Raw genomic sequence first — 26,367 nt, 5'->3', positions numbered from 1 at the left:
AAGCGCGCTCTCAGGAGCGGTCCTGCGCGAAGGCGGCCAATTCGGCGCGCAGCCGCGCGACCTCGGCTTCGTGGTCCTTTTCGCGCTCGCTCCGGCCCTGGGCGGCGAAGGCGTCGGCGCAGCCGCGGCCAAGCCGGGCGAAGGCCTCCCGCACCGCCTGGCGTGCGGCGGGATGCGTGTCGGCCTCGAACAGCTGGCGCAGCAGGTCCTTCTGCTGCGCGCCAAAGCCGATCACGCCGAGCCCGTGGCCGTGCACGAATTCGAAGGCCGGATAATGCGCCCTGAGCTCCTCGAACAGCCGGAAGACGCCGAAGCCACGCTCGCGCACGTTGGTGTCGTGGAAGATCACCACGGCCTCATCGGTGAGCTTGCCGCGCCAGCTTGCGAAATCATGGCTCACGGCCTCGAAGGTGTGCAGCCCGTCGATATGCAGGAGGTCGATGGAACTGTCGGAAAAATGGCCGAGCGCCTCGTCGAAGGTGGAGCGGACGAGGCGCGAGAAGCCCGAATAATGTGCCTCGTTATGAGCCCACACCGCCGCATGGACATCCTCGCCGTAGAAGCCCGCATGCTCGTCGCCGACCCACGTGTCGATCGCATAGCAGTGCGTATCGAGGCAAAGGCGCTCCACCGCCTGGCAGAAAGCGAAATAGGAAGTGCCGTAATGTGCGCCGAGCTCGACGAAGACGCGCGGCCGGTGCGCCTCCACGAGCCAGAAGGCGAAGGGCAGATGTTCCAGCCAGGCCGACGTCGCAAGATAGGCCGGGCGCCAGAACATCGAGCGCAGCATCAGCGACCGCAGCACGTCGGGCGACTCAGCGGGAACCGCCTGGCTGGCCGGGGAGGGCGGGATCGTCTCGTTCACGCCCGTATCGTGGATCGATCGTCCCTCCCGAGCAAGGGAGCGCTTCGCGTCCCGCGAGGCATCGGATGCAGCCTTCCGAGGGCTTGCCCGCATGCCGGCGAGATGCCAAAAAAGCCGCCCGCGTTGCGTAGGGAATGAGATTTCCGCCCGACTTTGTGCGCAATCTGAAGCCCTTGTGTAAGCCATGCGCGCTCGTCTCGCGAGCGCCAAGGCCGTTCGGGAGAACACATGGCACGACGCTTTCTCGTTACCGGCGGTGCCGGTTTCATCGGCTCGGCGGTCGTGCGGCGTCTCATCGCGCAAACGGAGCACGAGGTCCTCGTGCTGGACAAGCTGACCTATGCCGGCAATCTCGATTCGCTGGCGCCGGTGGCGGGCAGCAACCGCTTTCATTTCCTCAAGGCCGATATCTGCGACCGTACGGCCGTGGGCGCGGCGATGGCGGATTTCTCGCCCGATATCGTCATGCATCTCGCCGCCGAGAGCCATGTCGACCGCTCCATCGACGGGCCGGCCGCCTTCGTGACCACCAATGTCGTCGGCACGACCAGCTTGCTCGAGGCGGCGCTCGCCCACTGGCGCACCCTGCCGGAGGGGCGCCGCCGGGATTTCCGCTTCCACCACATCTCGACGGACGAGGTCTTCGGCTCGCTCGGCCCGGAGGGTTTCTTCACCGAGGCGAGCCCCTACGATCCGCGCTCGCCCTATTCGGCCTCGAAGGCGGCGAGCGACCATTTCGTGCGCGCCTTCCACCACACCTACGGCCTGCCGGTCGTGGTGACGAACTGCTCCAACAACTACGGGCCCTACCATTTCCCCGAAAAGCTCATCCCGCTGATGATCCTCAACGGGCTCGAGGGGCGGCCGCTGCCGGTCTACGGCACGGGCGACAACGTGCGCGACTGGCTCTATGTCGACGACCACGCGCGCGCCCTTCTCATCGCCGCGGCAGAGGGCGCCGTCGGCGCCACCTACTGCATCGGCGGTCACAACGAGCGCAGCAACATCGACGTCGTGCGCACCATCTGCGCCCTGCTCGACAAGATGGCGCCCGATGCCGCCATCGGCCCGCGCGAGACGCTGATCACCTTCGTCGCCGACCGGCCGGGCCACGACCGGCGCTATGCCATCGATGCGGGGCGGATCGCCGCCGAGCTCGGCTGGCGGCCGGCCGAGAGCTTCGAGAGCGGCCTCGCCAAGACGGTGCGCTGGTATCTCGACAACCGCGACTGGTGGCAGCGCGTGCGCGACGGGATCTATCGCGGCGAGCGGCTGGGCACGGGCGCCTGAGAGCAATAACGGATCGAGGAGCCATGCTGACCATCGAAGACACCGCCATCCCGGCGGTGAAGATCATCACCACCCGGCGCTTCGGCGACGAGCGGGGCTTCTTCACGGAGACCTGGAACCGCCGCCGCTTCGCCGAGGCAGGGATCGATCTCGATTTCGTGCAGGACAACCACTCGCTCTCCGGTCCCGCCGGGACCGTGCGCGGGCTGCACTTCCAGAGCCCGCCCTTCGCGCAGGACAAGCTCGTGCGCGTCGTGCGCGGCCGCATCCTCGACGTCGCGGTCGACATCCGCCGGTCTTCGCCCACCTATGGCCGCCACGTGGCGGTGGAGCTGTCGGCCGAAAACGGGCGCCAGCTCCTCGTGCCGGTCGGCTTCGCGCACGGCTTCTGCACGCTCGAGCCGGACACCGAGGTGATCTACAAGGTCACCGCCTATTACGCGCCCGAGCACGACCACGGCCTCGCCTTCGACGACCCCGGTCTCGCGATCGACTGGCCGGTGACACGCGCGGCGGCCATCCTGTCCGGCAAGGACCGCACCCATCCGCGCCTCGCCGCGCTGCCGGAGTATTTTTCGTGAGCGCGCAGCCGCTGCGCATCGCCGTCACGGGCCGCGAGGGCCAGGTGGCGCGGGCGCTCGTGGAGCGCGGCCGCGCCCTCGGCGTCGAGGTCGTTCCCGTCGGCCGGCCGGCGCTCGACCTTGCGAAAGCTGAGACGGTCCTGCCGGCCCTCGCGGCGGCGGCGCCGCAGGTCATCGTCAATGCGGCCGCCTACACCGCCGTCGACAAGGCCGAGAGCGAGCCGGAGCTCGCCCATGCCGTCAACGAAGCGGGCGCCGGCGCGGTCGCGGCGGCGGCGGCGCGGCTCGGCGTGCCGGTGGTGCATCTGTCGACGGACTACGTCTTCGACGGGCACATCGGCCGGCCGCACCGGGAGGAGGACGCGCCTTCCCCGGTGAACGTCTACGGCCGCTCGAAGCTGGCAGGCGAAGCCGCGGTCGCCGCGGCCGCGCCGGACCATGCGATCTTGCGGGTCGCCTGGGTCTATAGCCCCTTCGGCCGCAATTTCGTCCGCACCATGCTGGCGCTCGCGGCGAGCCGCGAGGTCCTGCGCGTCGTCGCGGACCAGCACGGTGCCCCGACCTCCGCCCTTGCTATCGCCGACGGCGTCATCGCGGTGGCGCGCAATCTCGTGGCGCGGCCGGGCGAGGTGGCCCTGCGCGGCCTCTTCCACATGAGCGCGGCGGGTGAGGCGACCTGGGCCGATCTTGCCGAGGCCGTCTTTACCGAAAGCGCGACGCGCGGCGGCCCCGCCGCCCGCGTCGAGCGCATCGGCACGGCCGATTATCCGACGCCCGCGGCCCGCGCCCCGGACACGCGGCTCGATTGCAGCCGGATCGCGGCGGTGCACGGCGTCGCGCTGCCGCACTGGCGCGTCTCGCTCGCCGAGGTCGTGGCACGGTGCCTTGCGGGCGAAGAAGGGGAAGGGAAAACGGCATGAAGGGCATCATTCTCGCCGGCGGCAGCGGCACGCGCCTGCATCCGATGACGCATGTCGTCTCCAAGCAGCTGCTGCCGGTCTACGACAAGCCGATGATCTACTACCCGCTGACGACGCTGATGCTCGCCGGCATCCGCGAGATCATGGTCATCTCGACGCCGGCCGACCTGCCGCGCTTCCGCCAGCTGCTCGGCACCGGCGAGCAGTGGGGCCTCGCCCTGACCTACGCCGAGCAGCCGCGTCCCGAAGGGCTGGCGCAGGCCTATCACATCGCGGCCGATTTCGTGGCGGGCGGCCCCTCGGCCCTCATCCTCGGCGACAATCTCTATTTCGGCCACGGCCTGACCAACCTCCTGCAGCAGGCGCGGCGGCAGGCGCTCGCCGGGGGCGCCACGGTCTTCGCCTATCACGTCAAGGATCCGGAGCGGTACGGCATCGTCGAGTTCAGCGAGGACGGGCAGGCCCGCACCATCGAGGAGAAGCCGGCAAGGCCGCGCTCCAACTGGGCGGTGACGGGGCTCTACTTCTACGACGCGGACGTGGTCGACATCGCGCGCGGCCTCAACCCCTCGGCGCGGGGCGAGCTCGAGATCACCGACGTCAACCGCGCCTATCTCGACCGCAGCAAGCTCAGCGTCCTGCCGATGGGGCGCGGCTATGCCTGGCTCGACACCGGCACGCCGGACAGCCTCGTCGAGGCGGCGGAATTCGTGCGCACGCTCGAGAAGCGCCAGGGCTTCCGCATCGCCTGCCCGGAGGAGGTCGCCTTCGCCATGGGCTACATCGACCGCACCCAGCTGCGCGCCCTCGGCGAAGCCCTCGGCAAGAGCGACTATGGCCGCTACGTCCTCGCACTTGCGGAGGCGGGGCGCTGAACCCTGCCGCGGGCGTCGCCGCCTGCCTCACAGGCCGCCGACGCAGACGTACTTGATGTGCAGGTAGTCATCGATCCCGTATTTGGAGCCCTCGCGCCCGACGCCGGATTCCTTGACCCCGCCGAAAGGCGCGACCTCTGTGGTAATCAGCCCCTCGTTGATGCCGACGAGGCCGTATTCGAGCGCCTCTGAGACGCGGAAGGCACGGCCGAGGTCGCGCGTGTAGAAATAGCAGGCGAGGCCGAACTCCGTGTCGTTGGCGAGCCGCACGGCTTCCGCCTCGTCCTTGAAGCGGAAGAGCGGCGCCAGCGGCCCGAAAGTCTCCTCGCGGGCGACGGCCATGGCCGGCGTCGCGTCCGCGATCACCGTCGGCTCGAAGAAATTGCCGCCGAGGCCCTGGTGGCGCCGGCCGCCCGTGAGCATGCGCCCGCCCTTGGCGAGGGCGTCAGCGATATGCTCCTCCACCTTGGCGACCGCCTTCTCGTCGATGAGCGGGCCCTGCACGACGCCGTCCTCGAAGCCGTTGCCGATCTTCATGGCGGCCGAGGCCTTGGCGAGGCGTTCGGCGAAGGCGTCGTAGATGCCGTCCTGGACGAGGAAGCGGTTCGTGCAGACGCAGGTCTGGCCGGCATTGCGGTACTTGGCGACCATGGCGCCCTCGACGGCGCGGTCGAGGTCGGCGTCGTCGAAGACGATGAAGGGCGCGTTACCGCCGAGCTCCATCGACACCTTCTTCATGGTGCGCGCCGCCTGTTCGGCGAGCTGCTTGCCGACCTCCGTCGAGCCGGTGAAGGTGATCTTCTTGACGAGGGGGTTCGACGTCAGCTCTCCGCCGATCTGTCGCGCCGCGCCGGTGAGAATGTTGACGACGCCGGCGGGAATGCCGGCCTCCTCGCTGAGCACGCCCCAGGCGAGCGCCGAATAGGGCGTCTGCGAGGCCGGCTTGACCACGATGGTGCAGCCGGCAGCGAGCGCGGCGCCGAGTTTGCGCGCGATCATGGAGGAGGGGAAATTCCACGGCGTGATGGCGCCGACGACGCCCACCGGGTCCTTCGTGACGAGGATGCGCCGGTTCTGCCACGGCGAGGGGATGACGTCGCCATAGATGCGCCGGCCCTCCTCGGCGAACCACAGCACATAGGCCGCCGACATGCCGACCTCGCCGCGTGCCTCGGCGAGCGGCTTGCCCTGCTCGGCGGTGAGGATGCGGGCAAGGTCCTCCTTGTTGTCGGTGATGAGCTGGGCGAGGCGGCGCAGGTGGTCGGCCCGCTCGGCCGCGGTCTTTGCCCGCCAGGCCGGAAAGGCGGCATCGGCGGCCTCAATGGCCCGGGCGGTTTCGGCCTTGCCCGCATTGGGCACGGTGCCGACGAGCCGGCCGGTTGCCGGATCGGAGACGGCGATGGGCTCGCCGGCCGAGCTGTCCTTGACCCATTCGCCGCCGATGAGATTGGCGCTGCGGAGCAGTTCGGGGCGCTTCAGTCGGGGCTCTGTCTGCATGGTCGTTCTCTCCAGCTGAGCTCTCTCGCTGGCGCGCGCATCTCAACGGCACTGGCGAGGGGAGGCGAGGGCGAATGCGCTTCCCACATCCTCGAAGGGCAATGTGGCGCTGGCAAGGGCCACGGCGACAGCCGAGACCTGCGCTGTCGGCGCAGGCCGGGCTCTACGGAGCCCGGACGCCGGCCGGCGGCGAGTCCTCGAAGTAGACGACCATCCGGAGATGACGGTGCTCATCCACCGTCAGCACTTCGTGGCGGAACGTGCGGTGCCTGCCGGCCGGGTCGATGAAGGCGCTGATGCCGCGGCTGTAGCTGTCCATGGTCGGCTGCTCGATCCAGCGCCGGAAGTCCGCCGACAGGCTCTTGAGCTCGCCGATCAGCGACGCCAGCACCGGGCTGTCAGGCGCGGCGGCGAGATCGCAGCGGAACTGGGCGAGCAACCTCGGCGCATCCCGGTTCCATGCCGGTAGCCGGCGGCGCAGGTCGGGATCGGCGAAGAGCATGCGCATGACGTTGCGATCCGCCTGCTCGCGGCTCGCGAGGTCGAGCAGCCGGTCGATGGCCGCATTCCAGGCGATCACGTCCCAGCGCAGGTTGACGACGCAGGCCGGCCGCGCGGCGAGGTCGTCCAGCATCTGCTGGATGAGAGGGCTGACGGAGAGCCACTGATAGTCTTCGAGCGGCGGCGGCCGCCGGTGCGCCAGCAGGAAGAGATGGCAGCATTCCGCGTCGTCAAGCCTGAGGGCCTTCGACACCTTGAGCAGGAAATCCTCGGACACCTGGATGTCGCGCCCCTGCTCGAACCACGTGTACCACGTGAGCCCGACGCCGGCGAGGGCGGCAACCTCCTCGCGCCTCAGGCCCGGCGTGCGGCGCCGGCCCATGGAGGCGAGGCCGACATCGGCGGGCGTCAGCCTACGGCGGTGGCGCATCAGGAAGTCCGACAGTTCGCTGCGCGTGCGGGCGAGGGTCCGGTCCGACAGGGGATTGCTCCAGGTAACAGGATAATTTCCTATATTGTAACAGGATGATGCCGCGCCGACAGTCCTCCCGCAAGGAGGCAACATGACATCGCGCTGCGACATCGACATTTCTCTTCCAGGTGGCGTTCTGAGCGACGTTGCGTCGGTCCCGTCCGCTGCGGGCCTGCGGGAATGGCTGGGCCTTGCCCTTCTCGCCCTGCCGACGATCCTGCTCGGGCTCGATCTGACGCTGCTGCATCTGGCGCTGCCCGCGCTGGCGGCCGACCTCGAGGCAACGAGCACGCAGGCGCTCTGGATCATGGATGCCTACGGCTTCCTGATCGCGGGCTTTCTCGTCACCATGGGCACGCTCGGCGACCGCATCGGGCGGCGCCGGCTCCTGATGATCGGTGCGGCCGCCTTCGCCGCCGCCTCGATCGCCGCGGCCTTCTCGCCCTCCGCACCGATGCTGATCGCGGCGCGTGCGGCGCTCGGGATCGCCGGCGCGACGCTGATGCCGTCCACCCTGGCGCTCATCAGCAACATGTTCGCCGCCCCCCGCGAGCGGGCGCTGGCGATCGGCGTCTGGGCCACCATGTTCGCGGTCGGCATGGCCCTGGGGCCGATCGTGGGCGGCGCCCTGCTGGCGCATTTCTGGTGGGGCGCGGCGTTTCTCATCGCCGTCCCCGTCGTCGCCCTGCTGCTTGCCCTCGCCCCGGTCCTGCTGCCGGAATACCGCGCCCCTCGCGCCAGCCGCCTCGATCTTCCCAGCGTCGCCCTGTCCCTCGCCGCCATGCTGCCGGTGATCTACGGCATCAAGCGGATCGCAAAGGACGGGCTCACGCCCGAGGCCGCCGTCGCCATCGGGCTCGGGTCGACCGTCGCGCTCGTCTTCGTGCGGCGGCAGCGGCGCCTCGCGGACCCGCTCGTCGACATGGACCTGTTCGCCGAAAGGGCGTTCAGCGTCGCGCTCATCGTGCTGCTCTTCGGGCTCGTGGCCGTCGGCGGCACCATGCTGCTCGTCACGCAATACCTGCAGCTGGTGGCCGGCTTCTCGCCGCTCGTCGCCGGGCTCTGGATGGGGCCGCCGGCCGTGGCCATGGTCGTTGCCGGCATCGGCGCGCCGCTCGTCGCGCGGCATGTCAGGCCGGGATATGTGGTCTCCGGCGCGCTCGCTCTATCGGTCGCCGGCTATCTCATGCTGACGCAGCTCGGCAGCGACGACGCGGGGCTGGCGCTGCTCGGGATCAGCTTCTCGCTGGCCTATCTCGGGCTCGGCGCCATCGCGGCGCTCGGCACCGATCTTGTGGTCGGCTCGGCTCCCCCGGAGAAGGCCGGTTCCGCCTCGGCACTGTCGGAGACGGTGCAGGATCTCGGCGCCTCCCTCGGCATCGCCGCACTCGGCAGCCTCGCCACCGCCGTCTATCGCGGCGCGATGGCCGGGCGGGTGCCGGAGATGCTGGCCGGCAATGCACGCGAAGCGGTTGCGGACAGCCTCTGGGCGGCCTCCGCGATCGCCGGCGCGCTGCCGGCCGGGCTGATCGATGCGGCGCGGGGCGCCTTCATGGCCGGCTTCACCACCGCCGCCGCGGTCAGCGCCGCGTCGGTGGCGATCCTCGCCGTCCTTGCCGCCGTGGCGCTGAGGCATGTCGGCGGCCCGGGCGATTGAGCGGCCGAAGATTGAGCGGCAGGAGGCTTGGCGGATGCGCCTCAGGCACAGCCGAGGGCGGGCCGCTGCGCCCGGCTGTCGAGCATGGCGCTCCACGCGGTGAGGACGAGCGCCCCCGTGACCATGATCGCGCCGATCCACGGCGTCGCCGCCAGGCCGAGCGTAGGCGCTGCGACGATGACGCCGCCGAGCCAGGCGCCGATCGCGATGCCGAGATTGAAGGCGGCGATATTGAGCGCCGAGGCCGTGTCCACTGCGCCGGGCCGGTGCTCCTTGGCGAGCTGTACCACATAGAGCTGGAGGCCCGGCACGTTGGCGAACTGCAGGAAGCCGAGGGCGGCGAGCGTGACGAGGGCCGGGACGGCGCTCGCCGCGGTGAAGGTGAAGAGGACGAGCACGAGCGCCTGGGCGAGGAAGAGGCCGGTCAGCGCCCTTGCCGGGCTTCTGTCGGCGATGCGCCCGCCCGCCAGGTTGCCGGCGGCGATCGCGGCGCCGTAGAGCACGAGGACGAGGCTGACGCCCTGGGGCGAGAAGCCGGTGATCGTCTCGAGGATCGGCGACAGATAGGTGAAGGTGACGAAGGTGCCGCCGTAGCCCAGGGCCGTCATGGCGAAGACGAGCAGCAGCCGGCCGGAGCCGAGCACGCGGACCTGGTCCATGAGGGACGCCGGCGGCGCCTTGGCGAGATCGCGGGGCAGCAGCGCCCAGATGCCGGCGAAGGCGACCGCCCCGAGCAGCGCAACGGCCCAGAAGGTGGCGCGCCAGTCGAGGATCTGGCCGATATGGGTGCCGAGCGGCACGCCGGTGACGATGGCGACCGTCAGGCCCATGAACATGAGCGCGATCGCCGAGGCGCGGCGGTTCTCCGGCACGAGGCCGGCCGCGATGGTCGAGCCGACGGAGAAGAAGACGCCGTGCGCGAAGGCGGACAGCACGCGGCCGGCGAGCAGCAGTCCGTAGGAGGGGCTGAGCGCCGCCAGCAGATTGCCGGCGATGAAGAGCACCATCAGCCCGAGCAGCAGCGGCTTGCGCGCGATGCGGCCGGTGAGCGCGGTGAGAATGGGCGCGCCGAAGGTCACGCCGAGGGCGTAGACCGAGACGACGAGCCCGGCGAGCGGCAGGCTGATGGAGAAGTCGCGGGCGATGATCGGCAACAGGCCGACGCTGACGAATTCGGTGGTGCCGATCGCATAGGCCGCGATCGTCAGCGCATAGAGCGCAGCAGGCATGGGACATCCTTTCGCCGGCCGGGCAGCCCGGCCGGATCGTGGAGGCGACATTGAAGTCGGAGGGGTTGGTCCGGCCTAAGATGCTGTGCGCCTCTGCGCCGTTGAAGACAGGCGCGGTTCCAAGGACCTGTGCCTGGAATTCTCGAATGGTGGGGCAGGGCCGGTATGCCAGCGCAATGGCAAACTGCGGCCATGGTTGCGATTAAATCGCGTGCGATTATATTAGGCAGGAGGATGAAGGAGGTCTGGCATGGCCGCAAACAAGGACCCGGGCGCGAGGAGCCTCGACGGCTTTCTGTGCTTCATGGTCTATTCCACGGGCCTCGCGTTCAACCGCGTCTACAAGCCGCTGCTCGACCGGCTGGGCCTGACCTATTCGCAGTTCCTGGTGATCATGTCGCTGACGCAGCAGGACGATCAGACGGTCGGCTCCATCGGCGACGGGCTCTTTCTCGAATCGAACACGCTCACGCCGCTCATCAAGCGGCTCGAGGCGGCAGGCTTCGTGACGCGCCACCGCGACCCGGCCGACGAGCGGGTCGTGCGCGTCAGCCTGACGCCGGCGGGCCGCAAGCTGGCCGACGAGGCGGCTTGCCTGCCGGAGAAGATCCTCGAGACGACCGGCATGTCGCCGGGTGAGGTCGAGGCCAGCCGCCGGTCGCTGGCGGCGGTGCGTGAAAAGCTGCGCGTCGGCCTGTCGGACAAGGGCTGACGCGGCCGCCGGAACAGGGGCGTTCTTCTGGCGTCTTCTTCAGGAGGGCCCCGCCGCGGGCGACGGGGTCCACCCGCATGGGCTTGCCGTCAGGCGGCGGGCATCGGCCGCCGGTGGATGAACCACAGCTCGATCGCGGCAAGGGCTGCGACGATCACGCCCGCGATCACGTGCGGATAGAACGCCGCGGCGAGCCCGGTAAAGCCGAGCACCCATGGCGAGATCGCCGCCCAGATGCCGAGCGCGAGGTTCGCCCATTCCTCCCATTCCGCGAAGGAGACGAGCGCGCCGATGGCGATGAGCGCGATCGCCGCCCCGACCAGCCATGCGTTCCAGGCCGCGGCCCCCTCCATGGTGAAGCCCAGCACCCATGGGCTGAGCGCGAGGCAGACGCCGACGAGGGCATTGCCCACGTCGAGCGCCGTGTGCTCCGTCTTCCTCATCATTCTCGCTGGCATGACACTGCTCCTTCCTTGACGCACCGGTCGCGCGAGACGCCGGCAGCCGGCCTTCGCCATGGCAGAGCCGCAAGGCCACGCCGCCGGCGCGGCCAGCGAATATGCGAGGTGAAGGAGAGGGACACGTTCTGCGTCGTCCTCATGGCCACATCCTCCGGTGGAGGACCGTGCATGGGCGACATCTCCGGACCCTGGTCCGGCTGCGGCCCGTGTCACGGCGACCGCTTGCTCTTCATTTAGCCGGAAAAACCTTATTTTTCAAGGGTACCAGGCGTCAGTCCATCACCGCGTGGCCCGGTTCGCCCTTGGCAGCCGTCGCGCCCGGCCGGCGCATCATCAGGAGCAGCAGCACCGTCGGCAGGGTGATGAGCAGCATCAGCTTGAAATCGTCGGCATAGGCGACGATCGCGGCTTGGCGGTTGACGACCTGGTCGATGAGGCTCAACCCCTGGGTGGTGCCGATGTTCCAGTATTCACGCGCGGCGCCCGTCTGCAGCAACCGGTTGAAAGGCGTGATGTGCTCGGCGAGCGTCGCGTGCACGGTCTGGGTATTCTGCGCCAGCATGAAGGCCATCACCGAGATGCCGATGGCACTGCCGATGTTGCGCACCAGGCTGAAGAGCGCGGTCGCGTCGGTGCGCAGATCCGGTGCCAGCGTCGCGAAGGCGACGACCTGCAGCGGGATGAAGACGAAGCCGAGGCCGAAGCCCTGCAGCACGGTCGTCACCGTCAGCGTCGTGGCCGAGACGTCCGGCGTCCAGTAGCTCATGTCCCAGAGCGAATAGGCCAGCATGAGGATGCCGGTGAGCATGATGAGGCGCGGGTCGACCCGCGACGACAGCCGGCCGGCCACCATCATGGCGATCATGGTGCCGACCCCGCGCGGCGCCATCAGGAGCCCTGCGGTCGCAACCGGATAGCCGCCGAGCGTCTGCAGATAGGGGGCGAGCAGGGCGGAGCTGGCGAGCAGGATCATGCCGATGGCGAACATCAGCATGAGGCCGGACAGGAAGTTGCGGTCGTTGAAGATGCGCGGCGGGATGAAGGGCTTCTTCGCCGTGAAGAGATGGACGATGAAGAGGTAGATGCCGAGCCCGGCGAGCACCGTCTCGACGACGATCTCGGTGGAGCTGAACCAGTCCTTCTGCTCGCCGCGGTCGAGCATCAGCTGCAGGGCGCCGATGCCGAGGCTGAGGACGGCAAAGCCCAGCCAGTCGAAGCGCAGGGAGGCGTTGCGCTCCGTATCCTTCAGGAACAGCGCGAGCCCCGCGACGGCGGCGATGCCGAAGGGCAGGTTGACGTAGAACACCCAGCGCCAGTTGTAGGCGTCCGTGAGATAGCCGCCGAGGGTCGGCCCGAGGATGGGGCCGACCATCACGCCCATGCCCCAGATGGCCATGGCCGAGCCGCGCTGCTCGGCCGAGTAGATGTCGAGCATGGTGGCCTGCGACAGCGGTACGAGCGCCGCACCGAAGACCCCCTGCAGCAGGCGGAAGACGACCATCTGAGAGAGCGAGTCGGCGAGCCCGCACAGCATCGAGGCGCCGGTGAAGCCGACGAGGCAGACGATGAAGAAGCGCTTGCGGCCGAAACGGCTTGCGAGCCAGCCGACCGGCGAGGTCATGATCGCGGCCGCGACGATGTAGGAGGTCAGCACCCAGGTGATCTGGTCGCTCGTCGCCGACAGCGAGCCCTGCATGTAGGGCAGGGCGACATTGGCGATGGTCGCGTCGAGCGCCTGCATCAGCGTCGCGATCATCGCGCACAGGGTCACGATGCCGCGGTGCCGGCCGGCGTCCTCGGCCGGGGCAGCGCTTGTGGGCGATGCGGTGGCGCTCATGGCTCGTCCTCCGCCGGCGACCTTCAGAAGAGGTCGCCGAGGCCGCGCTGGTGGCCGGTGTCGATGTCGGCGACGACGCTCATGCCGACGCGCAGCGGCGGATCGTCGGGCCGATGCTCGACCGCGATGCGCACCGGAATGCGCTGCACGACCTTGACCCAGTTGCCGCTGGCGTTCTGCGCCGGCAGCACCGAGAAGGAAGCGCCGCTCGCGGGGCTGATGCTCGCGACGTGGCCCGTCCAGACGTGGCCCGGATAGGTATCGACGGCGATCGAGACGGGGTCGCCGGGCTTGACGTAGGTGAGGTCCGTCTCCTTGGCGTTGGCATCGACCCACAGGCCGCTGCCGCCGACGAGGCCGAAGGCCGCGGTATTGGCGGCGAGGAACTGGCCGGGCTGCAGCTGGTCGACCTGCGTCACGACACCGTCGAAGGGTGCACGCACGACCGTGTGGTCCAGCTCGCGCCGCGCCTCGGCGACTTCGGCCTGCGCCTGGAGGAACTGCGGATGCTTCTCGATGTCGGTGTCCGCCTGGCCGCCGAGCTTGACGAGCTGCACCTCGGCCTCCTGGCGCAGGGAGGCGAGCTTGCTCTCGGCCGCGTCGAGCGCGAACTTGGCCTGATCATAGGCCGCCGCCGAGACGTTGTTGCTGCGCAGGAGGGCGGAATAGCGGTCGAACTGCGCCCGCGCCTGGTCGACCACGGCCTGCTGGGCGGCGATGTCGCTCTCGATGCGCTTGTAGTCCTGGCGCATCGCCTCGAGCGTGAGCCGCGTCTCCGCGAGCCCGGCCTCGGCCTTGTCGAGCGCGATGCGGAACTGGCGCGGGTCGAGCCGGAAGAGCACGTCGCCCGCCTTCACGTCCTGGCCCTCGCGTACGTCGATGCGCTCGACGATGCCGGACACGTCCGTCGAGACGATGAGCTTGGCCGCCCCGACATAGGCATCGTCCACGGACACGTAGCGCCCGCCGTTGAGCCAGGCGACCGCGGCGCCGATCGCGACCACCGCGATGCCGCCGATCATCAGGACCGGGCGGCCGAGACGTCGGCGCGCCTTCGGCGGGCTCTGCGCGGGCGGCCGGGCGGGCGCCGGCACCTCGCCCCGCGCCTCGGCGGGAGCGGCCGGCTCGGCGATCTCGGCGCGGTCTTCGGCAACGGATGGCGATGCGGACAGCGAAATGGATTGCGACATGGTGGTCACCCTTCGTCCGTGGTCCGGCGCATGCGGGGCATGTCGGCCGCGAGATTGTTCTTGACCATGAGAAGCGTGCGCGAGAGGTCCGCGAGCGCCTCGCTGGGCACCCCCTCGGTCGCGCTTTCCACGAGGGCCGTCTTGTAGGCGGTGATCTCCCGCAGGACAGGCCCGGCGGCGGACAGGAGGTGCAGCCGCCAGACGCGGCGATCCTTCGGATCGCGGCGCCGCTCGACCAGCCCGCGCTCGGCCAGCCGATCGATGAGGCGACCGATGGAGATGGGCTCCACCTCGATGAGGTCGGCGAGTTCCTGCTGCGACAGGCCCGGCTGCTGGTCGAGCTTCATCAGGATGACCCACTGGGCACGGCTCATGCCGTGCTCGCGGGCGCGCTTGTCGGCGTGGGCCCGGATCAGCCGGGCGACGTCGAAGATCTCGCTGAGGAAATTGTCGTTGCTGGCCATGTCGGCCTCCGGGTCGGCAGCGCGGGCCGCCTCTCGTCAGGCCGACATATAATAAGCATAGTTATTATATCCATGCTGCAGTTCGCGCAGCTGCTCTGCATGCAGCGCATGATCGAGCCGGCGAAGCCCTGCTCCACCGGCTGCCGCTTCCGTTGCGATGATGCGGGGTTCAGCCTTGGCCCGGGACGGTCCGTCTCTGCGGCAGGATGGGCGCGTCCTCGTCGTCGAGGACGCGTTCGGCGGCGCCGTCGAGATCCTCGTACTGGCCGCCGCGCAGCGACCAGAGAAAGACGGCGAGCCCGACGAAGCCGAGGCCCAGCGACAGCGGGATGAGATAGAAGAAGTCGCTCATGCGTGTGCCTCCGACATCCGGGCGGCGCGCCGGCCCGGCTCGCGGGTGCCGCCGTCGGCGCGGCCGAGGCGCAGCGCATTCGCCACCACGATCACCGACGACGACGACATGGCGATGGCGGCGAGGAGCGGCGTCACGAAGCCGAGCACCGCGAAGGGCAGGGCGATGGCGTTGTAGATGAGCGCGAGGGCGAGGTTCTGGCGGGTCAGCACCTGCGCCGCGCGGGAGAGGCCGAGCGCCGCCGGCACGGCCTCGAGCCCGTCGCGCAGGAAGACGAAATCGGCTGCGTTGCGGCCGATATCGGCAGCCGTGGCCGGCGCCATCGAGGCATGCGCGGCGGCGAGCGCCGGCGCGTCGTTGAGGCCGTCGCCCACCATCAGCACCTTGCGGCCCTCGGCGGCGAGCGCGGCGAGGGCCGCCACCTTGTCGCCCGGTACGAGGTCGCCCGCGCATTCGTCGATGCCGAGCTCGGCGGCAAGGCGCAGGACCTCGTCGCTGCGATCGCCAGAGAGGAGGACGATCCTGAGCCCCTCGGCCTGGAGTGCCCGCACCGCCTGCTGTGCGCCCGGCCGCAGCCGGTCGGCGAAGGAAAAGCCGGCGATGAGGCGGCCGTTGCGCGAGAGCACGGTGCCGGTGATGCCGCTGGTGTCGCTGAGCGCCCAGGCCGCGCGGCCGAGGCGGTAGACGTGGCCGCCGGCCGTCGCCTCGAGACCGAGGCCGGGATGTTCGCCGACACTGTCGAAGACGGGCGCCAGCCGCACCCGGTCCTGTGCGGCGGCAGCGATGGCCCGCGCGTGCGGATGGCGCGAATGGGCGGCGATGGCCGCGGCGACGGCAAGGTCGGCCGGCGCGATGTTGCCGGTATTCGTGAGCGCCAGCGCCCCGAGCGTCAGCGTGCCTGTCTTGTCGAAGACGACGGTATCGACCTCGGTGATGCGCTCCAGCGCGCCCCCGTCCTTCACCATGATGCCCGCCTCGAAGAGACGGCGGGCGGCGACCACCTGCACCATCGGCACGGCGAGCGCCAGCGCGCAGGGGCAGGTGATGATGAGCACGGCGACCGCGACGGTGAGCGACTGGTGCCAGCCGCCGCCGACGAGCATCCAGCCGATGAAGGTGACGAGCGCAGCCGCGTGGACGAAAGGCGCATAGAGCGAGGCCGCCCGGTCGGCGAGGCGCCGGTAGCGCGAGCGTCCGCCTTCCGCCGCCTCCATGAGGCGCACCATCTCGGCGAGGAAGGAATCCTTCGCCGCCGCTCGCGCCCGCATGGTCACGGGCCCGGTGAGGTTGAGCGTGCCGGCCTCGACGGCGGTGCCCGGGCCGGCCTCGCGCGGCAGGCTCTCGCCGTTGACCAGCGAGCAGTCGATGTCCGACTGCCCGGCGATGATCTCGCCGTCGACCGGGATGCGCTCGCCCGCGGCCACCATCAGCGTCATGCCGGGGGCGATCTCGGCGAGCGGCAGGTATTCCTGCCGTCCGTCGCCATGGACCACATGGGCGCCGCGCGCGGCGAAACGTGCGAGGCCCTTGACGGCGGTGCGCGCGCGCTCGCGCATGACATGGTCGAGCGTGCGGCCGATGAGCAGGAAGAAGATGAGCGACACGGCCGCGTCGAAATAGGCATGGGCGCCGCTGTTCAGCGTGTCGTAGAGGCTCATGCCGAAGGCGATGAGGATGCCGATGGAGATCGGCACGTCCATGTTGGTGCGCCCGTGGCTGAGCGCGTTCCAGGCGGAACTGAAGAAGACGCGGCCGGAATAGGCGATGGTCGGCAGGGCGATGGCGGCGGAAATGAGGTGGAAGAGGTCGCGTGCGCCGGCCTCGGCGCCGGACCACACCGCTACCGACATCAGCATGATATTCATCGCGCCGAAGCCCGCCACCGCGAGCGCACGCACGAGGCTGGAGAGCGTCTCGTCGCGCTCGTCGGCTGCCGGGTCGTCGAGATGGGCGGGATAGCCGATGGCCGCAAGCGTCGGGACGAAGGCGCTCGGGTCCGCCACCTCGCGCCAGCGCACCGAGACGCGGCGCGTGGAGAGGTTGACGCGCGCGCCCTCGACGCCGTCGATGCGACCGAGCGCGTTCTCGACCGTGCGCATGCAGGCGCCGCAATGCACGGCCGGCACGGACAGGTCCGTCTGCCACAGGCCCTCGCCGATGCGATGGCTGGCGAGGACGATCTCCTCCCGCGAGGGCCCTCCTTCCGCGCCCGCGGGCGCGGCGGCGAGGGCGAGCGTGGCCGGCCCGCAGCAGCTCATGGGGTCATTCCTCCTGCGCGATGGCCTTGTAGGCGTGCCAGGTGCCGTGGCCGAGCACCGGGAAGGTGATGAGGAGCCCGAGGAGGCCCGTCGCGAGGCTCGCGAGGAAGAGCGCGAGCACGACGGCGCCCCAGGCGAGCATCACAGGCAGGTTGTTCCACACGAGCGCCATGCTCTTGCCCATGGCCGTGAAGGCGTCGACGCGCCGGTCGAGCAGCATCGGGATGGAGAAGGCGCTGATGGCAAAGGAGAAGGCGGCGAACAGCGCCCCGACGAGGCTGCCGACGACGAGCATGGCAAGGCCGAGCGGCGTGGCGAACAGCATCGCCGCGATGGGCCCGAGGCCCGGCACGAAGGGCTGCCAGCCGAAGAACAGCGCGTAGATGATGACGGCCGCCCGCATCCACACCAGCATCAGCATCATCAGGAGCGCGCCGGTGAAGAGGATCTGCCCCGTCGAGGCCGCCTTGACGAAGATCATGGCGATAAGGCTCGCCCGCCGCCCCTCGGCGAGGCGCCGGCTCTTCTCGTAGAGGCCGATGGCGAGCACGGGCCCGACCACCATGAAGCCGGCGAGGGCCGGGAAGAGGATGTAGTCGAAATCGAGGGCGAAGAGCCCCCAGATGGTGGCGAGCGACACGGCGAAGACGAGGAGGCCGTAGACGAGGCTCACCCCCGGCTGCATCGTGAAATCCCGCCAGCCCTTCCGGAGCCAGGTGAGGGCCTCCGATGCCGGCAGTCCGCGGTCGAGATCGACGCGGGCGGGCTTGACCGGCGCTTCGTGCGCAACTGTGCTCATGTCCTTTTCCCCTCGCTCGGTCCGCTCAGCAGGATGACTTCGCCGCGCGGAAGGCGCCTTCGCCCCCGCCCGGTGCCTTGAGATGGGTGACGCAGTCCGGCTGCGAGGACAGCGCCACCACGACGAGATGCGCGTTCGCCCCGACGATCACCGCGGCCGCCGCGGCGACGATGAGGAGCGCGGTGAGGCGCCCCCGCGACCAGGGCCTGCGGGCCGGATGTCCGGTTGGCTCCCTGCCTTGCGTCCTCGCCGTCATGGCTCACTTGCCTCCGCTAAGGTCGAGCACGTAGAGCGTGAGGATCTTGCGGTCGAGTTCCGAGAGCCGCGTCTCCCACGCCGGCATATGGCCCTGGCGGCCGCCGTAGACGGTGTTGAAGATCGACTGGCGGTCGCCGCCGTAGATCCAGAAGCTGTCCGTCAGGTCGGGCGCCCCTACGTCGGTGCTGCCCTTGCCCTCCGGCCCATGGCAGGAGGCGCAGTTGGCGTCGTAGACCTCCTTGCCGGCGACGACCGCTGCCTTCTCCGGCCCGCTGGCGAGGGTCGGGTCGCTCAGCGACTGCACATAGGTGACGACGTTGAGCACGGCCGCGCGGTCGAGCATCTGGTCGCGGCCGAAGGCGAGCATCTGGGCGATGCGGCCGTCGGGATGGCCGCTGTTGATGCCGACGCGGATCGTCTCCGCCACGGCGTCCGGCGTGCCGCCCCACAGCCAGGCGCGGGCCGCGAGGTTGGGATAGCCCGGTCCGCCCTTGCCGGAGGTGCCGTGGCAGACCGCGCAATTGTCGCCGAAGAGGGCGCGGCCGCTCTCGCGCACCTTCTGCATCAGGCCGGCATCCGCCTGGATGGTGGCGTAGTCGTCCTGCGCGACGCGCTGCGCCCAGCTGCGCTGGCGCGCGGCCTCGGCGACGCTCTCGCGCACGATCTCGCGCTGGTCGATGCCGAGCAGGCCCTTCGTATAGGTCACGCCGAGCGGCCAGGCCGGCATCAGCACCCAATAGACGAAGGCGAAGACGGCGGTGATGGAGAGGAAGAACCACACCGCCCTGGGGACGGGGGTGTTCAGCTCCTTGATGCCGTTCCACTCGTGCCCGGTCATCCGCTGGCCGGTGTAGGGATCGTGCTCGCCTACCGACATGGCATGTCCTCGTCGTCGATGATGCTCTTGGCGGCTTCCTCGAACCGCTCCTTGTTGGAGGGCCAGAAGGTGTAGGCGACGACGGTGATGGCCATCGCCATGAGGTAGAAGAGGCCGTAGGACTTGGAGAATGCGACGAGCGTGTCGTGGTCGATCATGGCTTCGCCCCTTCGGTCGATGCGGTCTGCTGGTGGGCGGCGTCCGTGAGGCGGCCGAGAACCTGCAGGTAGGCGACGAGCGCATCCATCTCGCTCACCCGCTCGGGCTTGCCGTCGAAGGCGCGCACGTTGGTGGCCTCGCCGTAGCGGGCGGTGACGCCGGCCGCGAAGGGGCCGTCCGGCATCGCCTGGCCATAGGCGTCGGCGGTGGCGTTGGCGATCATCTCGTCCGTGTAGGGCACGCCGACCACGCGCTGGGCGGCGAGATGGTCGGAGAGGTCGTTCACCTTGAGCGGCGTCTCGGCGAGCCAGCGGTAGGCCGGCATGATCGATTCCGGCACCACGTCGCGCGGGTTGATGAGATGCGCGACGTGCCAGGCGTCGGAATATTTGCCGCCGATGCGGGCGAGGTCCGGCCCCGTGCGCTTGGAGCCCCAGAGCATCGGGTGGTCGTATTTCGACTCGACCGCCAGCGAATAGGGCCCGTAGCGCTCCACCTCGTCGCGCAGGGTGCGGATCATCTGCGAGTGGCAGGCATAGCAGCCCTCGCGGATGTAGATGTTGCGCCCCGCGAGTTCGAGCGGCGTGTAGACGCGCATGTCGGGCGCCTCCTCGACCGTCTCGTCGATGGTGAAGAGCGGGGCGATCTCCATGAAGCCGCCGATGCTCGACACCACGATGATGGCGACGACGAAGCCGATGGCGTTGCGTTCGAGCTTTTGATGGATGCCGAACATCTCAATCATTCTCCCGCTTGGAGCGACCGGGCGAGGGCGGGGACGACGGGCGCGTCGGGCTCGTCGGCCCGCTCGGCCGAAGCCTCGCGGATGGTCATCCACACGTTGTAGAGGCCGACGACCGCGCCGATGGCGAAGAGGAGGCCGCCGATGGCACGGGCGATGTAGTAGGGCCGCATCGCCACGAGCGAGTCGATGAAGGAATAGGCGAGCGTGCCGCCCTCGTTATAGGTGCGCCACATCAGGCCCTGGATGATGCCCGAGTTCCACATCGCGAAGACGTAGACGAGCGTGCCCGCCAGCGAGAGCCAGAAGTGCACCTCGACGAGCTTGTTGGAATACATGGCCGGCCGCTTCCAGACCCACGGCACGACGGCATAGATCGAGCCGAAGGTGATGAGCGCCACCCAGCCGAGCGCGCCGGCATGCACGTGGCCGACGGTCCAGTCCGTGTAGTGCGAGAGCGAGTTGACGGCGCGGATCGACATGAACGAGCCCTCGAAGGTCGAGAGGCCGTAGAACACCGCCGCCAGCATCATGAAGCGCAGCGTGGCGTCGTCGCGCACCTTGTGCCAGGCGCCGTTGAGGGTGAGCAGGGCGTTCGCCGCCGCCATCCACGAGGGCACGATCAGCATGATCGAGAAGGTCATGCCGAGCGTCTGCACCCATTGCGGCAGGGCCGTGTAGTGCAGGTGGTGCGAGCCCGCCCACATGTACATGAAGGTGATGCCCCAGAAGCCGAGGATCGACATGCGGTAGGAGAACACCGGCCGGCCCGCGCGCTTGGGCAGGTAGTAGTACATCATCCCGAGGAAGCCGGCGGTGAGGAAGAAGGCGACCGCGTTGTGGCCGTACCACCACTGCGTCATCGCATCCTGCACGCCCGAGAAGGCGGAGTAGCTCTTGGCGCTGCCGAAGGAGATCGGCACGGCGAGGTTGTTGACGATGTGCAGGATGGCCACGACCAGGATGAAGGCCATGTAGTACCAGTTGGCCACGTAGATGTGCGGCTCCTGCCGGCGCATCAGCGTGCGCAGGTAGATCGAGAAATAGACGACCCACACGACGACGAGCCACAGGTCGGCGTACCACTCGGGCTCGGCATATTCCTTCGACTGGGTGATGCCGAGGAGATAGCCGCTCGCCGCGATGAGGCAGAAGAGGTTGTAGCCGACGAGCACGAACCACGGGCTGAACTGGTCGGGCAGGCGGGCGCGGGACGTGCGCTGCAGGACGTGGAAGGAGGTGGCGATGAGCGCGTTGCCGCCGAAGCCGAAGATGACGCCGGAGGTGTGCACCGGCCTGAGGCGGCCGAAGCTCGCCCAGGCGGCGTCGAAGGTCATGTCCGGATAGACGAGCAGCCAGGCGACCCAGTCGCCCACGCCCATGCCGATGACGCCCCAGATCATGGCGAGCACGACGCCGGCCTTCGTCGGCGTGTCGTAATACTGGGCGAGGCGCTCCTCGCCCGGCTCCGGCGCATAGAAGCCGGCGATGACGAAGAACATCAGGATGACGGCCGAGGCCATGATGAGCCCGCCGTGCACGGCGAGAATGTCTCCCCGGCCGGCGATGGCCAGGGCAAGGCCGAATGTCGCCACGGCCGTCAGTACGGCAAGGGCCAGCCGCCTCTCGCCCCTCGTCAGTTCCGATATCATGGTGGCGTTGCTCCCGCTCCGCTCCTGGACCCCTGCGACGGGCGTGAGAATCCACCCGTCCTTCAAGGCCATAGGACGAGCCGGCGACCAGTTGTTTGATGCGGATCAAAGAACGCCGGATTCGGCTGTGCTCGGCGCCCGCCTTTCCTCCTTTCCCGATGCGGCAAAGTGCCCGCGCGCGGAACCTTGCCGGGGGCACGCCGTTGCGGGTGCGGGATGCCAACTTCGTAATGCAACTCATTTGCACTTGCGCGGCGGAAGCGTGCAGCCTATATCTGCAATTGCAATTCATTCGCAACAAGGAGAGATGCCTCATGCCCGGTGCTTCGCGACGCAGCCTCATGGCCATGGCGGCCGGTGCCCTGCTCGCCTTCGCCGCCGCGGCCGGCCCGGCAGCGGCGCAGACGCCGCCGGCAGGCAGGCTCGCCATCGTCGCCACGACGGGCATGATCGCCGATGCCGTGCGCCAGGTAGCGGGCGACCGGGCCGAGGTGAAGGCCCTGATGGGTCCGGGCGTCGACCCGCACACCTATCGCCAGACCCGCGCGGACATCGTCGCCATGACGAAGGCCGATGCCGTCATGTGGCACGGGCTCTATCTCGAGGCGCAGCTCGAGGCCTTCTTCGTTGACCTTGCGAAGCACAAGAAGGTCATTGCCCTCGCCGACACCCTGCCGAAGACGGAGCTGCTGGCGCACGAGGATTATGAGGGGCGCTACGATCCGCACGTCTGGATGGCGCCGCGCATGTGGAAGGGCGTCGTTTTGGCCGCGCGCGACGCGCTGATCGCGCTCGACCCGGCCGGCGAGGAGACCTTCCGCCGCAATGCCGATGCCCATCTCGGCGAGATTGACGCGCTCGCGGCCTATGGCGAGCGGGCCATGGCGAGCGTGCCGGCCGAGGCGCGCGTCCTCGTCACCGCGCACGACGCCTTCCGCTACTTCGGCCGCGCCTATGGCTTCGAGGTGCTCGGCATCCAGGGCATCTCGACCGAGAGCGAGGCGGGGCTCAAGCACATCGAGGATCTCGTCGGCACATTGGTCGGGCGCAGGATCGGCGCGATCTTCGTCGAGACCTCGGTGCCGGACCGCAACGTCAAGGCCCTCATCGAGGGGGCGGCGGCGCGCGGCCACAAGGTGGTCATCGGCGGCGAACTCTATTCCGACGCCATGGGTCGGCCGGGCACCTACGAAGGCACCTATGTCGGCATGATCGACCACAACCTCACGACCATCGCCCGGGCCCTCGGCGGCGACGCGCCGGCCCTCGGCTTTCAGGGCAAGCTCGACCCGGTCGACTGAAGAGGCATGACGCCAGGATACCTGATGTCAGGAACATGACGCCATGAGTGCCCCGACCCTGATTGCCGACCACGGCCGCACGCTCGGCCAGAGCCATCCCGACAGTCCGCTCGCCATCAGCGGGCTGACGGTCAGCTATGGCGAGAAGCCGGTGCTGTTCTCGATCGACTTCGTCGTGCCGAAGGGGGCGATGGTTGCCATCGTCGGCCCGAACGGCGCCGGCAAGTCGACGCTCATCAAGGCGGCGCTCGGCATCGTGCCGCGCGTCGCCGGCGAGGTCACGGTCTTCGGGGCCCCTTATGAGAAGGCGCGCCACCGCATCGCCTATGTGCCGCAGCGTGCCAGCGTCGACTGGGATTTCCCCGCGACCGTGCGCGACGTCGTGCTGATGGGGCTCTACCGCGAGATCGGCTTCCTGCGCTTCGCCGGCCGCCGCCATCGCGAAAAGGCGCTCGCCTGCCTCGAACGCGTCGGCATGGCGGCCTTCGCCGACCGGCAGATCGGACAGCTCTCCGGCGGCCAGCAGCAGCGCGTCTTTCTCGCCCGCGCGCTCGCGCAGGAGGCGGACCTCTATGTGATGGACGAGCCCTTCGCCGGCGTCGATGCGGCCACCGAGCGCGCCATCATCGCCGTGCTCAAGGAGCTCAACGGCGCCGGCAAGACCATCGTCTGCGTGCACCATGACCTCGCCACGGTGCCCGACTATTTCGACCATGTCCTGCTCGTGAACGTGCGCAAGATCGCCGACGGGCCCGTTGCCGCCACCTTCACCTCGCACAACCTGCAGGCGACCTACGGCGGGCGTCTCGCGGCCGCCCATGTGGAGGAGGTCGCGGTGGGGCGGGAAGCGGCGGGGGAGGGGCGATGACGGCCTTCCTCACGGCGCTCGCCCTCGGTGCAGGCTACAACACCGCCCTCGTCACCATCGGCGCGGCCATCCTCGGCGGCAGCGCCGGGGCCATCGGCGCCTTCGTGCTCCTGCGCAAGCGCTCGCTCGTCAGCGATGCCGTCAGCCACGGCACGCTGCCGGGCCTCGCGCTCGCCTTCATCCTGATGGCGCTCCTGACCGGCGACGGGCGCAACATCGTCGCGCTCATGGCGGGTGCGGCGCTCAGCGCCGCCCTCGGCCTCTTCTGCGTCGAGTGGATCACCCGCCGCACGCGTCTCACCGAGGATGCGGCCATCGGTGCGGTCCTGTCCGTCTTCTTCGGCTTCGGCATCGTGCTGCTCACCGTCATCCAGTCGCTGCAGACCGGCGGGCAGGCCGGCATCGCCGGCTATCTCCTGGGCTCGACCGCCGGCATGCTGCGCTCGGAGGCGGAGACCATCGCCGTCGCCGCGCTTGCCACGGGAGCCGCCATCTTCGTGCTGCGCCGGCCCTTTACGCTGGTGTGCTTCGACGAGGGCTATGCCGCGACGCGCGGCATCGACGTGCGCCTCACCGACCTTGCCATGATGGGCGTGCTGCTCGCCGTCACGGTCATCGGCCTCAAGGTGGCCGGCCTCGTGCTCATCGTCGCGCTCACCATCATCCCGCCGGTGACGGCGCGGTTCTGGACCGACCGGCCGGAGCGCATGGTGCTCATCGCCGCCGCCTTCGGCGCCGCTGCAGGCTATGTCGGCGCCGCCATCTCCGCCTCGGACCGGGGCCTGCCGACCGGGGCGGTCATCGTGCTCACCGCCGCCGCTTTCTTCGCCCTCTCGCTTGTCCTGTCGCCCGTCCGCGGCCTGATGTCCGGCCTTGCCACGCGCCTGCGTTTCCGGCGGCGCGTGCACGAGCGCCAGGGCCTGCTCGCCCTCGCCCGCGGCGAGGCCATCTACGATCCCCTGACCATCAAGGTGCTGCGCCGGGCCGGGCATATCCGCGCCGACGGTGTCGCGACGCTCGAAGGCCGCGCCGCCGCGGCGGCCGCCGTGCGCGAGGAGGCCCTATGGGGGCTCTATCGTCGGCTGCATCCCGACGAGGCGGCGGCCCTCGACCATCAGGGCCTTGCGCCCATCGCCAAGGCCCTGCCGCCGGACGTGGTGGCCGACCTTGCAGCGCGTCTCGATCCGGCCGGGGCAGGAGCACGGTGATGGGCACCGATTTCGTCGTCCTCAGCCTTGTGCCGATTACCATCGGCATCCTCGTCTGCGTCTCCTGCGCGCTGCTCGGCAACTTCCTCGTGCTGCGCCGCCAGAGCCTCATCGGCGATGCGGTGAGCCATGTGGTGCTGCCGGGCATCGTCGGCGCCTTCATCTTCACCGGCACCGTCGCGGCCGGGGCCATGCTGCTCGGCGCCGGCATCGCCGCCGTCCTCGCCGTCCTGCTCATCGAGGTGGTGCGCCGGGTCGGCCGCGTCGAGCCGGGCGCGGCCATGGGCGTCGTCTTCACCACGCTCTTCGCCGCGGGCGTGCTGCTGCTCGAGCAGTCGGACACGAGCTCCGTGCATCTCGACGTCGAGCATGCGCTCTACGGCAATCTGGAAAGTCTCATCTGGCTCGCGGGCGGGGCCGGCTGGCCGGCGCTGCTCGATCCGGGCGCGCTCGCGGCCCTGCCGCCGCAGCTGCCGCGCCTGGCGCTCGTCACGCTCGCCGTGGTCGTGTTCCTGCTTGTTTTCTGGAAGGAGCTCGTCATCGGCACCTTCGATGCGACATTCGCGGAGAGTGTCGGCGCCCGGCCCGGACCCGTGGGCTTCGCCCTCATCGTCATGGTGGCGGTGGCGGCGGTCGCGGCCTTCGATGCCGTGGGCTCGATCATCGTCATCGCCATGTTCATCTGCCCGCCGGCCGCCGCGCGGCTGATGACCGACCGGCTCGTGCCCCAGCTCGGCTGGAGCGTCGCCTTCGCCGTCGTCTCGGCCATCGCCGGCTATGTGCTGGCCGGCTACGGCCCGCTGTGGCTCGGCGCCGCCTACAGCGTCAGTGCCGCGGGGATGATCGCGACTGTCGCAGGGCTGATCCTCGCGCTCGCCTGCCTGGCCGGGCCGCGGCGCTTCGGCACGCGCACGGCCGCCCGCCGGCGGCGGCCGTCGCCCGGGCGGGCATCTCACCACCAGTCGTCGATCTCGAATTCCTTGCAGGTATAGCCGATGAAGCAGCGTGGGGTGTCCGCGGCGACCACCCAGGCGGGGCGTGTGACCTGCGTCGGGTAGCAGAAGCTGCGATTGGCGACATAGCGGTCGTAGGTCGTCTGGCTCGTCGAGACGACGACGGCTCCGCGCGAGGCGACGATGCCGACGAGCGCGCGGCAGGTGAGCCCCGGCGCATAGGGCCGCGACTGTGCGAGGGCCTGCGCGGCCGGGCCGGCGACGGCCGCGGCGGTCAACAGGGCAAGGGTGAGGGTGCGGGCTTTCATCGTCTCGCCTCCACATCGGGCGCCGGGCGCCGGACGAACAATAAATTATAGCCTGCTTGAAACAGAATGGCCCCTTCGTGC

Annotated in this window: 27 protein-coding genes; 10 read left to right on the top strand and 17 right to left on the bottom strand. The window is 69.5% G+C overall.

Annotation, left to right across the window (positions count from 1 at the left end; all coding sequences use genetic code 11):
• Positions 1-10: 10 nt before the first annotated feature.
• A complete protein-coding gene (locus GGR16_RS22150) occupies positions 11-865 on the bottom strand; it encodes a class I SAM-dependent methyltransferase (RefSeq protein ID WP_019403465.1) in 855 nt (284 codons plus the stop codon).
• Between the two features lie 228 nt (positions 866-1,093).
• Between GGR16_RS22150 and rfbB the strand changes: the two genes are divergently transcribed.
• From rfbB to rfbA, 4 genes are read left to right on the top strand one after another with little or no spacing between them, the layout of a single operon-like run.
• A complete protein-coding gene (rfbB, locus tag GGR16_RS22145; protein WP_019403464.1) occupies positions 1,094-2,155 on the top strand; it encodes a dTDP-glucose 4,6-dehydratase in 1,062 nt (353 codons plus the stop codon).
• Between the two features lie 23 nt (positions 2,156-2,178).
• On the top strand, positions 2,179-2,736 hold the full coding sequence (gene rfbC / locus GGR16_RS22140; RefSeq protein WP_183318217.1) for a dTDP-4-dehydrorhamnose 3,5-epimerase: 558 nt from the start codon (positions 2,179-2,181) through the stop codon (positions 2,734-2,736).
• A gap of 11 nt (positions 2,737-2,747) precedes the next feature.
• Positions 2,748-3,656: a dTDP-4-dehydrorhamnose reductase gene (gene rfbD / locus GGR16_RS22135; RefSeq protein ID WP_040405102.1), complete on the top strand. Its 909-nt coding sequence runs from the start codon at positions 2,748-2,750 to the stop codon at positions 3,654-3,656.
• On the top strand, positions 3,653-4,531 hold the full coding sequence (rfbA, locus tag GGR16_RS22130; protein ID WP_183318215.1) for a glucose-1-phosphate thymidylyltransferase RfbA: 879 nt from the start codon (positions 3,653-3,655) through the stop codon (positions 4,529-4,531). The genes rfbD and rfbA overlap by 4 nt, the downstream gene beginning before the upstream one ends.
• Before the next feature lie 27 nt (positions 4,532-4,558).
• Here the strand turns inward: rfbA and GGR16_RS22125 are convergent, their stop codons facing one another.
• Together GGR16_RS22125 and GGR16_RS22120 are read right to left on the bottom strand one after the other, a co-directional pair.
• On the bottom strand, positions 4,559-6,028 hold the full coding sequence (locus GGR16_RS22125) for an NAD-dependent succinate-semialdehyde dehydrogenase (protein WP_019403460.1): 1,470 nt from the start codon (positions 6,026-6,028) through the stop codon (positions 4,559-4,561).
• A gap of 163 nt (positions 6,029-6,191) precedes the next feature.
• Positions 6,192-6,959: a helix-turn-helix transcriptional regulator gene (locus GGR16_RS22120; RefSeq protein ID WP_210289673.1), complete on the bottom strand. Its 768-nt coding sequence runs from the start codon at positions 6,957-6,959 to the stop codon at positions 6,192-6,194.
• A gap of 133 nt (positions 6,960-7,092) precedes the next feature.
• On the opposite strand from GGR16_RS22120, the gene GGR16_RS22115 reads away from it, so the two are divergent.
• Positions 7,093-8,658 (top strand): MFS transporter, encoded by a 1,566-nt coding sequence (locus GGR16_RS22115; RefSeq protein WP_183318213.1) that lies wholly within the window; start codon positions 7,093-7,095, stop codon positions 8,656-8,658.
• A 41-nt stretch (positions 8,659-8,699) separates the two neighbouring features.
• On the opposite strand, the gene GGR16_RS22110 is transcribed toward GGR16_RS22115, so the two are convergent.
• On the bottom strand, positions 8,700-9,887 hold the full coding sequence (locus GGR16_RS22110) for an MFS transporter (protein ID WP_183318211.1): 1,188 nt from the start codon (positions 9,885-9,887) through the stop codon (positions 8,700-8,702).
• Positions 9,888-10,137: 250 nt separating this feature from the next.
• Here GGR16_RS22110 and GGR16_RS22105 point away from each other — a divergent pair, with 250 nt between their 5' ends.
• Positions 10,138-10,599 carry a MarR family winged helix-turn-helix transcriptional regulator gene (locus GGR16_RS22105; RefSeq protein WP_183318209.1) on the top strand — a complete coding sequence of 154 codons (462 nt, stop codon included), beginning with the start codon at positions 10,138-10,140 and terminating at the stop codon, positions 10,597-10,599.
• Between the two features lie 89 nt (positions 10,600-10,688).
• On the opposite strand, the gene GGR16_RS22100 is transcribed toward GGR16_RS22105, so the two are convergent.
• From GGR16_RS22100 to ccoN, 12 genes are all read right to left on the bottom strand, one after another.
• Positions 10,689-11,057, bottom strand: a complete 369-nt coding sequence (locus GGR16_RS22100) for an SPW repeat protein (protein ID WP_246373248.1) — start codon at positions 11,055-11,057, stop codon at positions 10,689-10,691.
• 274 nt (positions 11,058-11,331) lie between these two features.
• The gene (locus GGR16_RS22095; protein WP_183318206.1) at positions 11,332-12,897 is read right to left on the bottom strand and encodes a DHA2 family efflux MFS transporter permease subunit; all 1,566 of its coding nucleotides are present in this window, start codon (positions 12,895-12,897) and stop codon (positions 11,332-11,334) included.
• Between the two features lie 23 nt (positions 12,898-12,920).
• On the bottom strand, positions 12,921-14,087 hold the full coding sequence (locus GGR16_RS22090; RefSeq protein WP_210289672.1) for an HlyD family secretion protein: 1,167 nt from the start codon (positions 14,085-14,087) through the stop codon (positions 12,921-12,923).
• Positions 14,088-14,092: 5 nt separating this feature from the next.
• Positions 14,093-14,551, bottom strand: coding sequence for a MarR family winged helix-turn-helix transcriptional regulator (locus GGR16_RS22085; protein WP_019403452.1), 459 nt, complete (start codon positions 14,549-14,551; stop codon positions 14,093-14,095).
• A gap of 169 nt (positions 14,552-14,720) precedes the next feature.
• Positions 14,721-14,903, bottom strand: a complete 183-nt coding sequence (ccoS, locus tag GGR16_RS22080) for a cbb3-type cytochrome oxidase assembly protein CcoS (protein ID WP_019403451.1) — start codon at positions 14,901-14,903, stop codon at positions 14,721-14,723.
• On the bottom strand, positions 14,900-17,161 hold the full coding sequence (locus GGR16_RS22075; protein WP_183318202.1) for a heavy metal translocating P-type ATPase: 2,262 nt from the start codon (positions 17,159-17,161) through the stop codon (positions 14,900-14,902). Before GGR16_RS22075 ends, ccoS begins: the two co-directional genes overlap by 4 nt.
• A gap of 4 nt (positions 17,162-17,165) precedes the next feature.
• Positions 17,166-17,960: a DUF2189 domain-containing protein gene (locus tag GGR16_RS22070; protein ID WP_183318200.1), complete on the bottom strand. Its 795-nt coding sequence runs from the start codon at positions 17,958-17,960 to the stop codon at positions 17,166-17,168.
• A 25-nt stretch (positions 17,961-17,985) separates the two neighbouring features.
• Entirely contained in the window at positions 17,986-18,216 is a 231-nt protein-coding gene (locus GGR16_RS22065) for a hypothetical protein (RefSeq protein WP_019403448.1), read from the bottom strand.
• Between the two features lie 3 nt (positions 18,217-18,219).
• Positions 18,220-19,095, bottom strand: coding sequence for a cytochrome-c oxidase, cbb3-type subunit III (ccoP, locus tag GGR16_RS22060; RefSeq protein ID WP_183318198.1), 876 nt, complete (start codon positions 19,093-19,095; stop codon positions 18,220-18,222).
• Positions 19,086-19,253: a cbb3-type cytochrome oxidase subunit 3 gene (locus GGR16_RS22055; protein ID WP_019403446.1), complete on the bottom strand. Its 168-nt coding sequence runs from the start codon at positions 19,251-19,253 to the stop codon at positions 19,086-19,088. Before GGR16_RS22055 ends, ccoP begins: the two co-directional genes overlap by 10 nt.
• The gene (ccoO, locus tag GGR16_RS22050; RefSeq protein WP_019403445.1) at positions 19,250-19,990 is read right to left on the bottom strand and encodes a cytochrome-c oxidase, cbb3-type subunit II; all 741 of its coding nucleotides are present in this window, start codon (positions 19,988-19,990) and stop codon (positions 19,250-19,252) included. The genes GGR16_RS22055 and ccoO overlap by 4 nt, the downstream gene beginning before the upstream one ends.
• 5 nt (positions 19,991-19,995) lie before the next feature.
• A complete protein-coding gene (ccoN, locus tag GGR16_RS22045) occupies positions 19,996-21,648 on the bottom strand; it encodes a cytochrome-c oxidase, cbb3-type subunit I (RefSeq protein ID WP_019403444.1) in 1,653 nt (550 codons plus the stop codon).
• A gap of 314 nt (positions 21,649-21,962) precedes the next feature.
• Between ccoN and GGR16_RS22040 the strand changes: the two genes are divergently transcribed.
• From GGR16_RS22040 to GGR16_RS22025, 4 genes are read left to right on the top strand one after another with little or no spacing between them, the layout of a single operon-like run.
• Entirely contained in the window at positions 21,963-22,949 is a 987-nt protein-coding gene (locus GGR16_RS22040; protein WP_183318196.1) for a metal ABC transporter solute-binding protein, Zn/Mn family, read from the top strand.
• A gap of 43 nt (positions 22,950-22,992) precedes the next feature.
• On the top strand, positions 22,993-23,817 hold the full coding sequence (locus GGR16_RS22035) for a metal ABC transporter ATP-binding protein (protein ID WP_053193651.1): 825 nt from the start codon (positions 22,993-22,995) through the stop codon (positions 23,815-23,817).
• Complete coding sequence (locus GGR16_RS22030) at positions 23,814-25,025, top strand: metal ABC transporter permease (RefSeq protein WP_183318194.1); 1,212 nt, start codon at positions 23,814-23,816, stop codon at positions 25,023-25,025. Before GGR16_RS22035 ends, GGR16_RS22030 begins: the two co-directional genes overlap by 4 nt.
• Positions 25,025-26,017, top strand: coding sequence for a metal ABC transporter permease (locus tag GGR16_RS22025; protein WP_019401594.1), 993 nt, complete (start codon positions 25,025-25,027; stop codon positions 26,015-26,017). Before GGR16_RS22030 ends, GGR16_RS22025 begins: the two co-directional genes overlap by 1 nt.
• Here the strand turns inward: GGR16_RS22025 and GGR16_RS22020 are convergent.
• Entirely contained in the window at positions 25,978-26,286 is a 309-nt protein-coding gene (locus tag GGR16_RS22020) for a hypothetical protein (protein WP_019401595.1), read from the bottom strand. The genes GGR16_RS22025 and GGR16_RS22020 overlap by 40 nt on opposite strands.
• Positions 26,287-26,367: the final 81 nt, after the last annotated feature.

It is taken from the genome of Chelatococcus caeni (assembly GCF_014196925.1).
In the GTDB taxonomy this organism is placed as follows: Bacteria; Pseudomonadota; Alphaproteobacteria; order Rhizobiales; family Beijerinckiaceae; genus Chelatococcus_A; species Chelatococcus_A caeni.
The sequence above is the reverse complement of the archived record's forward strand: the minus strand, read 5'-3'. Positions and strand labels throughout refer to the sequence as shown.